The organism is Polaromonas sp. Polasp52 (genome assembly GCF_059491565.1).
Genome location: NZ_CP168513.1, coordinates 1,848,376 through 1,863,139 on the forward strand (window position 1 = coordinate 1,848,376; position 14,764 = coordinate 1,863,139).

Sequence of the window (14,764 nt, forward strand, 5' to 3'; positions counted from 1 at the left end):
CTACTGGTCGACCTTGACGCGGTAAGTGACGATCAGTTGCCCGCCCGAGGCCAGCGAGCCGGTGAAGGTCCACTTCAGCGCCCCCTGCGCATTGACCGCCGGCTGCGTCGTCACCGTGCACGCCGTGATGCCCGTGGGCAGTGTGCCCGGGCAGGCGGCCGACACAAAGCCGGTGAAGGCCGCGGTGGAGTCGCTCACAAACAGCGTGGACAGCGGCTGCGTGCCGTTGTTGGTGGCCGTCAGCGTGTACTGCAGCGTGTCGCCGGGATTGGCGTTCACGCTGGTGGCCGCGGGCAGCGCCTGGGTCACATTGCTCACCAGCTTGGCCAGCGACAGGTCGCCGGCCTGGCCCACCGTGGTGATGTCGGTGGCCAGCAGGGTGCTCACGGCCAGGGCCGGGGCCGAGTTGGTGTAAGTGAAGGCGGCGCTCAGCGTGATGCTGTTCTGCGCACCCTGGCCGGCACCCGCGGGCACAAACTGCTTGATCACCAGGCACACGGTCTGCCCGGCGGTAACAGTGATGGCGGTCGTGACCTGGGTCTCGCTAGCTTCGAGCGCCGCGTTGCAGTTGCTGTCCTGGTACAGCACCTGGTTCCAGGCCGGGCTGGCCGGCGTGGCGGTGTTGGCCATCGAGAAGGTGACCGAGCCGCCGGTGGCGGCTTTGTAGGTATGGGTGTAGAACACCACCGTGCCGGGCTGGGCGGTCTGCGCGCCGTTGGGGCTTAAGGTGTTGGGCGCCACCATGCCGAAGCTGATGCCGGTGCGGGCCAGGCCCGAGCCGGCGGTGTAGCTCACGCTGGGGCGGGTGTAGCTGCCACCGGTGGTGCCGGCCGAGCCGCCGGTGGCGGTGTAGCCGGCCGGCAGCACGGGTGTGAGGACCACGGTGCCGCTGGTGGCCCCGGGAATCCACAGGGTAAAGCTGCCGTCGCTGGCCGTGGGCTCGCTGTCCAGCGTGGTCGCGCCCTGCATGGCGTTGACGGTGATGCCGGCCAGGCCGGGCTCGGTGCCGGCCTTCACGCCGTTGTTGGCCGTGCCGCCGCCCGCGCCGTTGTCGGCGAACACAGTGCCGCTCAGGGTGCTGCCGCTGTACAAGCCGAAGTTCTGCGGGACGGGCGGTGCGCCCACGATGCTGAACTGGATGATGCCGGTCGGGTTTTGCGTGCCGATAAAGCCGGCCGGATAGGCCGCCGTGATGTCGCTCAGGGTGGCGTTGCCGTCCACGACCAGGCAGTAGTTGCCCTGCTGTATGTTGGTGAAGCTGTAGGCGCCGGTCGTGAGGTTGACCGAGGCCGCCACCGTGGCCGGGCCGTTGCAGGTGCTGCCCGAGCGAGGCACCAGCTTGACCCACAGCGCGCTGGAGCCGCCTATGCCGGCTTCGCCCGCGTCCAGGTTGCCGTTGTGGTTGGGGTCGCTGTACACGTTGCCGCCGAAACCCAGGGCCACCGCGCTGACCACGGGCGCGGCGCAACCGGCGCTGGGTGTGTTGGCGGCCGTGCAAGTGGTCGGGGTCGGCGGGCTGGTGCCGCCGGCCGGGTCCACGGCGGTGTAGTTGGTGACCGTGATGTTGCTGGTGGGCCTGGCCGTGATCTGCAGCACCGAAGTGCCGCCGCTCGCAGCGATGGTGCCGGTGAAATTGCAGGTCACCAGCGTGCCGCCGGCGTTGGCCGCGGTCGAGCAGGTCCAGCCGGTGCCGCTGCTGCTGACGTAGGTCATGTTGACGGGCAGCTGGTCGACCACGCGCGCCACAAAGGCCGGCGTGGTCGTGGTGGTCGCCACCGTGAGGCTGTAGACGCTGTTGATGCCCACTTGCAGCGCCGGGCTGGGCTGCGATTTGGTGACGGTCAACGTGGGGAAAATGGGCGTGATGATCACCGAGCCGTTGCCGCCGGGGTTGCCGCTGGCCGGTGCCGTGCCGGTCACCGAAGCCCCCCCCGCGCCACCCAGGGAGGCAGTGATGCTGAAGGCCGAAATTGCCGCCGTGTCACTGCAGGAGCCGCCGCCCGTGGCCTGCCGGGTGTTGTTGGTGCCGCTGCTGTCCACCAGTTCCGCGCCGCCCGCGCCGGCCGCGCAACCGCCGCCGCCGCCGCCGCCGCCGGAACCATCACCGGTGCGCGTCGTGCCGGCGGTGCCGGCACCACCCGGCATGGTGCCAACCGTGGTCGTCGCCGCCAGGCCCGCCCGGCCCGACACGTCGAGCGCGCCGCCCTGCCCGCCGCCGCCGCCGCCGGCAACAATCAGCCGGGCATTGGCGGCCGTGGCCACCACGCTGGCGGCACCGCCGCCGGCGCCGCCGCCGGACCAGCCGCTGCAGCCGGCCTGGCCGCCCGAGCCACCGGCCCAACCGGGCGCGCCGCCCGCCAGGCCGCCCGCGCCGGCCGCGTTGGCGCAGGTGAAAGCGCCCTGCGAGGTATTGCCGGCGCGCCCGCCCTGGCCGACGGCCACGTTGAGCACGGTGCCTGGAGCGATGTAATACGTGCCGGTGGCCCGCGCGCCCGCGCCGCCGGCGCCGCCCCAGCCGTTGGAGTCATTGCCGCCGCTGCCGCCACCCGCGCCGAAGGCCTGGATGATCACCCCGCCCGCACCCGCGGGCACGGTATAGGTCTGCAAGGCGCCGGTGTAGTTGAGGGTGGTCTGCGCCATCGCCCAGGGTGCGGCCAGCAGCAGCAAGGCGGCGCCCCATGCGGCCCGCGCCAGGCCGCGTGAAAACACCGGCTTGCGCGGCAAACGGAAAACGGGGCGCTGAAAAAGCATCATTGTTGGGGGGCCGCCGTGCGGGAAGGAGAAGCCGCGGCCGCGCCGGAAGGCTCGCCAAACACGTTCTCGTCAAACTTGAAGCGTACACGCAGATAGAGGCCGCGCTGGGTGTAGGCCTCGCCCGCCATGTCCGCGGCCTTGAAACCCTTGACGTTGTAGCCCACGGACACCCACATGTTTTTCCAGGCGAGGTAGCCGACCTCCACACCCACGGCGGTTTCGGCGGCGCCGTTGCCCCACATGCGGTAGGCCTGCAGGCTGAAGTCCCAGCGCTCGGTGAGGTCCCAGGTGGAGCGCCCGCCGATCAGCTGCGTGAAGGAGCGGCTGCTGATGCCGTTGGAGCGGTCGCTGCCCCACTTGGCGGCGTAACGCCCGCTCATGGTCCAGTGGCGGTTGGGCTGCACATTGAGGTGGGTGGACAGGATCAGGCCGGACTCGTCGCGGCTCAGTCCCGGGCCCAGGGTGCTGTCGGAATCTTTTTTGTACTCGATGCGGCCCAGGGCATTCCACTTGTCGGTGTCGACCGGGCGGTAGGCCACGCCGGACTGCGCCGTGATGAGCTCGCGCTTGCCGCCGCCGGCGCCGAGGTTGGACTGCTCGCTGTAGAGGCCGCGGTTGAGCAGCGTCCAGCTGTCGTCCAGCTTGTTGGCCAGCGCGCCGGTGAGCAGCCAGCTGCTCGAGTTGGTCGAGGTCTGCCACTGCAGCTGGCCCGAGGCCTTCCAGGTGGCGGCGGCCGTGTAGTCGGCGCCCAGCGTCACGGCGCTGGAGTCGTCGACCACCACGCCGGAGATCGGCTTGATGCGCTGCACGCTGGCCGTCAGGCCCACGCCGTTGTCCAGGCGCCAGAGCCGGCGCAGGCCCAGGGCGGCTTCGCTGGTGCGGCCGTTGATGCTGTCGCCCATGCGGTATTCGTTGAACAGCTGCGTGCTGTCGGTCAGCTCGGTGTTGATGCCGGCGACGGTGGTGTACTGCGAGGTCGAGGCGTTGAGCGTGTAAATGCTCTTGAGGCTGTTGATGAAGTCGTGGCGTGCATAGAGGCGCGTCGTCGAATTGATGGCGTAGTTGCCGCCCACGCCGACTTCGCGGCCGCCGCTGCCGTCGATGGCGTACTCGGCCAGGCCGTAGACGTCGGCCTGCGGCACGTCGGGCACGGGCACCGTCACTTTGACGCGCGCGGTGGTGGTACCGACTTCTTCGGAGGAGCCCGCCGCCAGCGCCGTGACCGAGGGGACGATCGGCTGGGTGGAGCCAGGCAGGGCCGGGCCGGACAGGGCCGCGGCCGTGTTGGCGGCGCTGTAGCGCACGCCGACTTCCACCTTGACGTTGCCGGCCATGCTGTGTTCCAGCTTGAGCTCTGCGCCGGTCTGCGACGCGCCGGTCACGCTGTTGGCGGTGCGCAGCGCTTCGCCGACCACGCGGTTCCTGTCGTCCACCGCGTAACCGACCTTGGCACCGTATTCGGATTGGCCGGCCGACTGCACGCTGTTGGGGTTGTAGAAACCGGCGCTGGTCTTGGCACCCCAGACGCGCGCCTGCAGCGCCTGGTCTTCGTGGCGGATCTCCACGCGCTGGCCCGAGCCGCTGCCCTGCAGGTCGGTGCTGCTGCGCGCGATTTCGCCGGTGGCCACGGTTTTCTCGCCGAGCTTGGCCGTCACGTTGAGGCCGTCCAGGTTCTGGCGGTTGGCCGGGTCGGTGTCGCGCAGCGTCGAGGCGCCCAGCGTCACGGCCGGCGTGACCTGCACACGGGCCTCGGCGCCGGCGACCGTGTGCTTGGCGCCGCCGGAATCGACCGAGTAGCTCACGCGCACGAAGATGGGGTTGAGGTCGGGATCCACGCTGGGCACCGGCGCCTTGAGCAGCAGCCGGCCGCTCATGGGCTCGATCTCGTAGTCGGTGAACTGCGTGAGCGGCGTGTCGTTGACGATGACCGAGGCCTGGCTGCGGTTGCGCGTGAGGATGTTGACCTGCTGGCTGTTGACCACGCCGTTGATGTTCAGCAAGAAGGGGCCGGAGGTGCCGTTGGCGCGGAATTCCTGCACCAGCTGCGTGGTGGCGGTGCGGCTGGCAAAGCCTTCCACCGTGACCGCGCCGTCCTGGTAGCGGCCCTTCACGCCGTTCAGGGCCCGCGAATACTGCGTGAGCTGGCGCGCCTGGTTGTCGGTCTGGGTCGAGTAGTCGCCCAGCAGCGCGTAGTTGCTGCCGTTTTGCAGCATCACATAAAGCTTGCCGGTGGACTGCGCGTCAAAGCCGCGCGCCGACGAGTCGCCGTAGACCGGGTAGAACTGGCCGGGCTGGATGTCGCGGAACAGCGCCGTGTCCGAAGGCTTGTCCGAGTCGTAGGCCAGCGTCAGCAGCGAGGAGCCCAGGACCTTGCCCTTGAGGAACAGCGCGGTGCGCGCGGCGGCCTCGCCCTTGCCGCCGGAGAAGCTGCGCGAGGCGCTCTGGATCTGGCGCTCGAACACGTCGCCGCTTTGCGCGGGCTGCAGCGCGGAAGGATTGAGGCGGCGCAGGTTGATCGTGCCTTCCACGATGCCGGCGGCGATCATGGGCCGCAGGTTGGGCATGAACTCGATGGGCGAGACGGACTTGACGGTGCCGCTGGTGACGGTGAGCTCGGCCTTGCCGGGCTGGGCCGGCGGCAGCAGCAGGAAGCGGCCTTCGCCGCCTTCGACAAACACCTGGGTGCCGGGCTGGCGCGCATCGAGGTCGGGCGTCTGCCACTGGCCCTGGCTGGCCTGCAGGCTGACCTGGGTGCGCACCGCCACGGGCAGGCCTTGCGCGTCGCGCAGCGAAATTATCACGGGCACGGCGGTCGCGCCGTCGGCGACCAGTTGCGCGGGCGCGGCGACCTCGATCTTGGCCAGTGCGCCGGGCACGCGCACCGTGATCTGCGCCGTGCCGCGGGCATTGCCGAAACCGTCCAGGGCGCGCACGGCCAGGGTGTTTCGGCCGGGCTTGAGGTCCACGCCTATGTATTCCCAGGCCAGGACCTTGTTTTTCTCCAGGCTGCTCTTTTTGCCGACCTGGGTCGCGGGCACGGGCTGGCCGTTGACGGTGAGTTCGAAGCGCGCGCCCAGCGGCCCCTTCACGCGGACCCGGGTCTGCGCGACCGGCAGCAGCTGTTCGTCCACCAGGCCGACAAAACCGGTGGCGGCGTCCAGTTCCGGCAGCAGGTCTTCCAGCGGCTGCGGCACCTGCTCGGCCGCGGGCGCCTCGGCGCCGGCGGGCGCGGCGGGCTGGGCCGGCTCGACGCTGGCCGGCGTGTAGATGGGTTTGGGCAGGCGGGCTTTGGGCGCGGTGGGACCACCCGTGTCGCCGACGGCGCCCAGGGTGCCCGGCAGGGGCGCCGCCGCCATGGCATTGCTGCCGGCGTTGTTTTGCTGCGCGCCCGGCAGTCCCATGGCGCCGCTGGCCGGCAGCGTGCGGCTGTCGGCCGCGGCGGCAGCGCGGTTGGCCTGCAGCAGCGTGCCGGCGGCCTGGGTGATTTCCGACGCGTTGCCCAGCGCCTTGCGGCGCGCCGCGATCTGCTCGCGGATGCCGGGCGTGCATTCGGCAATCGCGAAGTCGGCCTTGTGCAACTCGCCGTTGGTGAGGTCCGCGAAGCGGCTGCCGGCGTCGAAGGCATTGCGGTTGTTCAGCACGGCCAGCGTGGCGCCCGCGGGCAATGTGGTGTTGTCGACCTTGGCCACATGGGTGCGCGGCTCCAGGCCGTAGAAGCTGTACTTGCCCTCTTCGTCGGTCACGGCGTAGGTGCCGTCCTCGAGGTAGATGCGCACGCCCGGAATGCCCGGCTCGCCGGCGTCCTGCACGCCGTCCCTGCTGCAGTCGGCAAACACCTTGCCGATGACATAAGCCTTGTTGGAAAACACGCCGCCCACCACCTGCACGCGCACGCTGGAGCTGTTGGAGCGCACCGCGCCGCTGGCGGCCTGGGCCGTGTTGATGCCGTTGCCGCTCTGGCTGCCCGCGCCCACGCGCACGCGGTAGGTCAGCACGGGCTGCGCGCCGGCGGCCAGCGTGCCCACGGCGAATTGCAGGCTGGGGCCGGCGCCGCCGGCGGGATCGGCCAGCGCCGCGCCATTGAGGCGCGCACTGCCGCGCACATAGGCGAAGCCGGCCGGCAGGCTGTCGCTGACCACGGTGGCCGGCAGCGGCACGGTCGAGACGTTGTTGAGCTTGACCGAATAATCGACAAAGTCGCCGATCTCGGCGGTTTTTTTGTTGGCGGTTTTCTGGATGAACAGGCCGCCGGTGGTGGCGCCGGGGTCCAGGGGCACGTCGAAATGCACCGGCGCCAGCGCCACCAGAAAATTGCCGCCATAAGACCCCGACGTGTCTATCACCCGGCCGGCCGGTTGCAAGGCCACAGGCACCCGCGAAGGAAAGGAAAAGCCGGCCGGCGGGGTAACCACCAGTCGATAGCGACTGTTGAGCACCAGCGGGAATTCAAAAAAACCGTCGGCCGCCGTCACGACGACGCTGGGCGCCGGCGTGATGCCGTCCATCAGGAACACCACGGCCGGGCCGCCGGGGTTGCCGCCGTTGCCCGCGCCGAGGACGTCAATCAGCTGCACCGTGGCGCCGGCGATGGGCTGGTTGGTGGCCGAGTTGTAAACGGTGCCCGAAGGGTCCACCAGCAGCGTGGTGGTGACCGACACCGTTATGCCGCCGCAGGTCGTGATGCTGGCGGTCACGGTGTCGTTGCGCAGCACCTCGAGGATGCCGTCGCCCGAGGCCACGATGTGTGAAGCCGCGTTCGCGGTGGGAACGCTGGGCAGGATGCGGAACACGCCGGTGTTGGGCCCGGTTTCCACGGCGGTGTAGGTTTCCGAATCACCGGTGAGCTGGCTCACGATGGTGATGGGCACCGTGCCTATCGTGCTTGGGTCGGCATTGCAGATGGACGCGTCAGCCTGCACAAACAGGGCGTTGCCGGGAATGCTCTGGGCGGCGTGCGCCGTATAGGTGTTGTTGGTATAGAACTGGAGGCTCGCCGTGTGCGCGGGCAGCGGCAGCACCACGGTGTTGCTGGTGGTGGTCAGTGGCGCGGCGGCGTCGGTCCAGTCGGCATAGGCGGCGCCGCTCACATTGCCGGAGGCGTTGGAGTTCACCATGACGCTGAACTGCCCCAGGAACAGACCGCCCTGCGGCAAGGTGGCGATGGCCCAGGCCACCGCGTCCACCACGCCGCCGGCCGGCACAGCGGTGACATAGCTGCCGGTGGCGGCGCCCTGCAAGTGGTACAGCGTCTGTGCGCCGGGATTGGTGGCGGGCTGGGCCGAGGTGAAGGTGGTGTTCACCGGCACCGGTGCGCGCAGGATGAACAGCGCGGCGGGCGCGCCGTTGACCGTCACGTTGGCGGGGCTGGCCGCCATGTTGCCGTTGTTGATGGCCCTGGCCGTGAAGTTGAGCGCCACGCTTTGGGTAGCGGTGGCCGCCCCGGCCGCGTAGCTGACCTGCACGGCCGCACCGTTGGTCAGGTTGATCGTGTCCGTGTTGGTGGCCGTGGCGCTTTGCAGCTGGCTGATCGCGCGCAAGCTGATCTGCGCGGTCTGGCCGGGCACCGCGCCGGGCGGAATCTGGCCGGTGATCAGCAGGCCCGCGGTGGCGCCGACGGCCACCGGCACCACGCCGCCGGCGGGCACCACGGGCTCACCGGCATCGACCAGGCCGTTGCCGTTGACGTCCAGCACCACCTGCAGGTTCAGCGGCGTGAAGACGCTGCCGGCGGCCACGCTGGCGGTGACCAGGTAGTTGGTGGTGGTGTTGCCGGTGTTGGCGAGGTTGTGGTTGATGGTGAAGGAGGAGCCGACGCCGATCAACAGGTTCTGGCTGGCGTTCAACGTCAGCGCTTCCAGCGCCGCCACCCTGGTGTTCACGGTATTGGAATTGATGCGCACCGGCAGGCCCGTCGCAGCGTCCGTGAAGGTCGCGCTCGCGGTATTGCTGATCACCGTCCCCACCGGGGTCGGCGCTGCCTGTGCGGCTGCCCAGAAGAGCAGCAACATGCAGGAAATCAGCAGTTTGCGCAGCGGGCGAAAGAGCATGTGGGCTGGGTGGGTGGTGGGTTGCGGCAGGGCGTCGCTTTCCAAAGGGCGCGTTGCCGTGCCCTTGGAAAAGCGGGGAAGCTTTCGCTTCCCGCGCTGGAGGTCAGTCCCGGGTTAGGGGTTGATGCGCACACCGAAAGTCACGACAGCCGACTGACCGGGGGTCAGGGTGCCGATCGTTGCGGTGACGGTGCCGGCCGCGCCCGCGGCGGGGCCGGTGACCGTGCCCACCGTGCTGGCGGCGGCGCTGCTCAGCGTGGTGTAGCTCGGCGTCGCGTCGGACACGACGACGGAGGTCGCATTCGCGGATCCCACATTGGTCACCGTGATCTGGTACAGCACGCACTGGTTGGGACGGGCGCTCAGGGTGGCCGCCGCGTAAACCGTGCCGCCGTTGGGACCGGCGCAGGCCGTGTCCAGGGATTGCGCCTTGGCCAGGGTCAGGTTGCCGGCGATGACGGTGGTGCTGTCAATGGCCGTGGCCACCGCGGGAACCGTCGTCACATAGCTGCCGTTGCTGGTCGTGACCGTGATGGTCGTGGCATCCACCGCGCCGGGGGTCGCGCCGCTGGGCGCGATCACCTTGTTGAACACGGTGATCGATGCGCCGGGAGCCAGGCCCGCGGGCAGGACACCCGCGGCATGCAGGGTGCTGCTGATCTGCGGGTCGGTCGCGTCGAGCACGCCGTTGGCGTTGGCGTCGTAGTACAGCGCGGAAGTCCAGCCGGCCTGGTTGTCGGCGCCGGCAAGGGTCACCGTGCTGACCGTGCCGTTGCCTTCCAGCACGTTGCCGGTGTTGGTCAGGGTGTGGCTGTAAACATAGGAGCCGCCGGGGTAGGTCTGGCCGGCGCCGTTGGGCGTCAGGGTGATGGAGCGCACGGCGTTCACGACCACCGCGTCATGCAGCGTATCCGAAGCGTTCGAGGTGGGCGACAGCGTGCGGAAGTACAGCTGCGTGGTGCCTGCCGCGAAGCCGGCCGGCACGCCGACCACCGCGCAGACCACGACGTTGCCGCCGGCGGCCACGGAGCCGGTGTTGGTGATGGTCGCGCCGGTGGTCGAGCAGTTGCCCGCGCCGCCGTCGGCGCGGAAGCTGACCGTCCAGCCGGCCGGCAGCGTCACGCTGGCGAAGGTGTTCACCGTGCTGGCGCCCAGGTTGTAGCTGTCCGGCGAGGGGCCGGTGTTGTTGGCCACGATGGTGAAGACCGTCGAGGCGCCGGGGTTCAGCGTGTTGGTGACCTGCGCCGCGCCTTCACCGTTGGCGAACACGCCCACGCCGGGAACACCCACCGCGGTCGGCAGGTTGTTGGTGGCGTCAACCGCTGCGTTGGCCACGGCGGTCAGTTGGTCGGGGGTGCTGGCCGTCTTGGTCGGGTCGAACACGGAGGTGGCCGTCTTGGTGATGATGAAAGGCGAGCCGGTGTTGGTCGCGTTCGGCGGCAGCGTGGCCTTCAGGATCACGTTGTAGGTGGCGCCGGCGGCCAGGGGGCCGGTGTCGACCGTGCCGTCGCTGTTGGTGTCGACCAGCGGCGTGACGCCGTCGCTCTTGAACAGCTGGAAGGTCGTGCCGGCCGGGAAGTTGCCCGCGCTCAGCGTGATGTTGAAGGTGTCGGAGCCGTTGCCGGTGTTGGTCACCGTGTTGGTGAAGCTCACCGTCGAGCCTGGCGCGGCCGGGCCGGGCACCGTGGTGCCGGTCAGCGTCACGGCGGCGGTCTGCAGCACCGTGAAGGGCACGGTGTTGGAGCCGCCCGTCACCGTGGTGGCGCCGTTGTTGTAGGACGTCGTCGCGGTGTTGTTGAGCACGCCGGGCGCCGTGCCCGGTGCCACGGTCACGCCGAAGCTGATGGTGCCCGACTGGCCGGCCGTCACCTGGTTGAGCGTGACCAGCAGGGTCTTGGTGCCCAGGGTGTAGCCCGAAGTCAGGGTGTTGGGCGCGGAGCCGCTGGAGCCGCCGCTGTCGCTCAGCGCGGTGGCGCCGGTCACGCTCCAGCGAGCGGAGCCCGCGGTGTAGGTCAGGCCTGCCGGCAGGACGTCGGTGATCGCCACGGCGGTGGCCGTGCTGTTACCGGTGTTCGTGTAGGTCAGGGTATAGGTGATGGCCGTGCCGGCCGCGCCGCTGGACACGCTGGCCGACTTGGTCAGCGTCACCACCGCATTCGTCGTGGCCGTGGTCACGTCGGTGTTGGACTGCGTCTTGGTGTTGTCGAACACGCTGGTGCCGGTCACCGTGATGGTGTTGGTCTGCGTCGCCGTGGCCGTGCCCGGGAGCGTGGCAACCACGATGTACTTGAACTGGCCGCCCGCGGCGAGTGCGCCGGTCGAGGTGATCGCGGGGCCCGTGGGGGTGCCGCTGCCGTTGTCGGCAAAGATCTGCACGCTCGCCATCGAGAAGGCACCGGTGTTGCTGGTGGTCAGGTTGAAGGTGTCCGTGCCGTTACCCGTGTTGGTCAGGGTATGCGGGTAGTACACCACGCTGCCCGGCGTCGCGTTCTGCGCGCCGTTGGCGGCCAGCGTCAGGCTGGCGATCTGCTGCACCGTGGTCTGCACCACGTTGGAGGTCACCGTGCGCGTGATGCCCGAGGCATCCGAGTAGGTGGCCGAGGCCTGGTTGCTGATCGACGTGCCGGCGGGCGGCGGTGCGGCGTGCGCAGCCGTTCCGGCCATCACCAGCGCGAAGGCAACGAGCAAGCCCACAATCCAGTGGGTGAAGAAGTGCGGCAGCCCTAGGGGCCGCGGACTCGGGGGGTTGGCATACATGGCGTATTTCTCCTGGCTACAAGACAACGGTGAATCGACAGACAACTAACAACAGAAACTGGGAAGGGCGCTGTGGACGGATCCGGCCGCCATCAGGGCTTGGCCGCCGAGGCGACCGCCGGCGCATCGATGCTCACGCGCAGGCTGACCACCGAGGTGGCGCCCGCTGGCAGGCTGCCGAGTTCCCAGCGCAGGGCGCGGTAGTCGGCCAGGGGCACGGGCTCTTTGCGCGTGCTGCCGTCAGCCTGCTTGACCATGCGGGTCAGCGGCATGGGCGCGAAACTGCTGCCGTCCGTGGAGGCCTGGGCCGGGGCGGGCTGCTCGCTCGCGGCGATGAAGGTGGTACCGGGCGGCACCGGCACGGTGGCCAGCAGCTTGCCCGCGGCGGCCGTGCCGTTGTTGCGGTAGGTGGCGCTGTATTGCAGGACGTCGCCCGGCTTGCCGTCGCCGGCAGGCTTGAGCACCGGCTTGCCGGCCACCATCTCCACGCGCTGCGCCAGCAGCTGGGAGGTCACCGGTGAGGCTTGCGCCAGAACCACCTGGCCCAGGGCCAGGCCGGCGGCAAAAATGCAAAATTTCAGAACAGTTTTCATGGTTCACATCCTTTTCGTTACAAGTCGACGGATAACAGCGCCAGTGGTGGGCGGCATGGCCTGTATGCGCTTACAGACCTTTGGACGTAACTTTATGTTACTGATTGCTGCTTTTTGGCTCGACTAAATCACGATTCGCCAAAAAACAAATAGAAAACCCAGATTTCCGTGAGAAAACACGCAAAACGAGATCGAATTAGGGTCGCATCTGTGACTTATTGTAATTTTTCATCTTGCCGTTTTACAAGTAGTCACAAGTACACAGAGCGGGTTTTCGTGACAAATTCACGTAAACCCTAGGGAGTAGGTTTTGCTTGCGGCGCGGGGGTTGTTACAAAAGGGAGTTGCGGTTCGCCTGCCGCCCGGGGCTCGGTTGTTCCAACGGGGTGCCCTCCTTTGAGACCTGCTGGCCGGGGTTGCCCGGCGGCAACTCACTTTTCGTTTGCTTCGCCAAAAGAAAAGTAAGCAAAAGAAAAGGCGACCCTGGTGTCTGCGTCCCCTGCGCTTCGCTCCGGGGCAACCTGCGGTGCTCGGTTCAGGCGGGGTCTCGCTAAACTCGCTACGCTGCGCTTCGCTCAAACAACGCGATCCCTTATCCGCCTGAACCTCCGCTCCTCGGCGCATACACAAGGGGTGGAGACAAAAATACCAATACCGAAATCAACAAGGACACGCCATGGCGTGTCCTTGTTTGTATTGGTCTTCTTTGTCTTTTGGTATTCGGTTCCCGTTCCCGATTGCCCCGTCCTGGCTGGGCCGAGGAGCGCAGACGTAGGCGGATCAGGGATCGCGCTTGTTTGAGCCGAAGGCGAGTTTGCGCGAGACCCCGCCGTAGTCGAGCACCGCAGGTTGCCCGTAGCGCAGCGAAGGGACCCAGACTGCGGGTCGCCTTTTCTTTGCTTACGTTCTTTTGGCGAAGCAAAAGAAAGTAAGTCGCCCGCCGGGGCGAGACCCGGCCAGCTGAACTAAAAAGAGGAAGGAGGAGGATGAGGAGGCAGGAGCGCGCAAGGCCCGAGCAAGACCCGGCTACTTCACAGCGTCTCGAAGTCTCGCGAACACCTTCCAAAACGCCGCCTCCTGCGTGGTCGCAAAATTGATCCGCATCAGCGTGCTGGGTGCCCGCACCGCGTGGAACAGCGCGCCCGGGGCGATCAAATAGCCCTCGTCGAGCATGCGCTGGGCCAGCGCATCGGTGTCGACGCCGGTATCCACCCAGCCGAACAGGCCGGCGGGCTCGGTTGCGAAGCTGCAGCCGTGGGCGATCGCCAGCTTGACGCTGCGGGCGCGCGCCGCATCGAGCCGCGTGCGTATGCGCTCGGCATGGCGGCGCAGCTGGCCCTGGTCTATGCACCAGGCCAGCGCTTTTTCGAGCAGGGCCGGCGTGGTCAGCGTGGCCAGCAGCTTGGTGTCCAGCAGGCGCTCGACCAGGTCGGGCGGCGCGGCCATGAAGCCGACGCGCCAGCCCGGCGCGAGGATTTTGGCGAAACCGCTGACGTAAATCGTGCGCTGCAGGCCGTCCAGCGAGCACAGCCGGGTCGCGTGTTCGGGCGCCAGGTGGCTATAGGTGTCGTCTTCAACAATGTGGAAGTTGTGCTGCATCGCCAGCTGCAGCACGCGGTGCGCGCTGCCCGGCGTGAGGCAGTAGCCGGTGGGGTTGTGGAACACGCTGACGCTGACAAACAGCTTGGGCTGGTGAATTTCGCAGTACTGCGCCATCACCTCCAGGTCGGGGCCGTCGGCGCGGCGCGGCACCGGCAGTATGCGCATGCCCAAAGCGTCCAGCCGAGCGAACTCCACGGCCCAGCCGGGCTCCTCCACCATCACGCAGTCGCCGGCGCGCAGCAGCGTGCGGCTCACGATGTCCAGCGCATGCGTGGCGCCCACGGTGGTGATGATCTGCTCGGGCACGGCATGCACATTGAGCGCGCTCAGTTTCTGCGACAGCGCGCGGCGCAGGCCGCTGTCGCCCATGGGCTCGCCGTACTGCAGCGAAAAATCCCTCAGCGCGCTGACGCTGGTGACCTTGCGCACGGCAGCGGGCATGAAGGTGGTTTCCAGCCAGTCGGGCGGGAACACGCCCATGCCGGGCTGCGGCTTGTTGCTGACCTTGTGAAACATGCCGCGTATCAGCGCGGTGGCGTCGACCGGCGCCTGGCGCGTGGCGATCCAGCTGGCGGTGCTCCAGGTGCCCAGCGGCGCCAGGTCGGCCGCTTGCACCGGCCCGAGTTTTCCGGGGTTCGCCGCCGGCGCTTTGGCGGCGGGCGCCGAAGCCGCGTTGAGCGAGGCATCGCGCACAAAAAAACCGCGGTTCTTGCGCGCCACCACCAGGCCTTGCGCCAGCAGCTGGTCATACGCGGCCACCACGGTGGAGACGCTCACGCCCTGCTGCTCGGCGCACAGCCGCACCGAAGGCAGGCGCGCGCCCGGCGCCAGCAGGCGGCTGCGTATGCGCTCGGCAAAACGCGCCGAGAGCTGTTCGGTCAGGGACTGTGAAGCGGCTTTCATCAACATGGCGTGGCCTTTTTCCTGTTCACCGCCCTCGGCAGGGCATGGTGTGCTGATTATTTGACCAATACAGTTTTGGAATTTGTACCGCTAACTGTATTGGTGGTG

General features: G+C 68.4%; 5 protein-coding genes. All 5 read right to left on the bottom strand.

Annotated features, from left to right (window positions below; translation table 11 throughout):
• Window positions 1–2,754 carry an SdrD B-like domain-containing protein gene (locus tag ACEN9P_RS08595; protein ID WP_495621709.1) on the bottom strand — a complete coding sequence of 918 codons (2,754 nt, stop codon included), beginning with the start codon at window positions 2,752–2,754 and terminating at the stop codon, window positions 1–3.
• The gene (locus ACEN9P_RS08600) at window positions 2,751–8,801 is read right to left on the bottom strand and encodes an SdrD B-like domain-containing protein (RefSeq protein ID WP_495621710.1); all 6,051 of its coding nucleotides are present in this window, start codon (window positions 8,799–8,801) and stop codon (window positions 2,751–2,753) included. Before ACEN9P_RS08600 ends, ACEN9P_RS08595 begins: the two co-directional genes overlap by 4 nt.
• Before the next feature lie 114 nt (window positions 8,802–8,915).
• A complete protein-coding gene (locus ACEN9P_RS08605) occupies window positions 8,916–11,558 on the bottom strand; it encodes a beta strand repeat-containing protein (protein ID WP_477664799.1) in 2,643 nt (880 codons plus the stop codon).
• A gap of 92 nt (window positions 11,559–11,650) precedes the next feature.
• Window positions 11,651–12,151: a hypothetical protein gene (locus ACEN9P_RS08610; protein WP_477664800.1), complete on the bottom strand. Its 501-nt coding sequence runs from the start codon at window positions 12,149–12,151 to the stop codon at window positions 11,651–11,653.
• A gap of 1,026 nt (window positions 12,152–13,177) precedes the next feature.
• Window positions 13,178–14,662 (bottom strand): aminotransferase-like domain-containing protein, encoded by a 1,485-nt coding sequence (locus ACEN9P_RS08615; RefSeq protein WP_477663422.1) that lies wholly within the window; start codon window positions 14,660–14,662, stop codon window positions 13,178–13,180.
• Between the last annotated feature and the right edge of the window lie 102 nt (window positions 14,663–14,764).

Excerpts from the sequence above, each read along its gene's own strand:
- ACEN9P_RS08610 (WP_477664800.1), bottom strand. The coding sequence starts at position 12,151 with ATGAAAACTGTTCTGAAATTTTGCATTTTTGCCGCCGGCCTGGCCCTG.
- ACEN9P_RS08600 (WP_495621710.1), bottom strand. The coding sequence starts at position 8,801 with ATGCTCTTTCGCCCGCTGCGCAAACTGCTGATTTCCTGCATGTTGCTG.
- ACEN9P_RS08615 (WP_477663422.1), bottom strand. The coding sequence starts at position 14,662 with ATGTTGATGAAAGCCGCTTCACAGTCCCTGACCGAACAGCTCTCGGCG.
- ACEN9P_RS08595 (WP_495621709.1), bottom strand. The coding sequence starts at position 2,754 with ATGATGCTTTTTCAGCGCCCCGTTTTCCGTTTGCCGCGCAAGCCGGTG.
- ACEN9P_RS08605 (WP_477664799.1), bottom strand. The coding sequence starts at position 11,558 with ATGTATGCCAACCCCCCGAGTCCGCGGCCCCTAGGGCTGCCGCACTTC.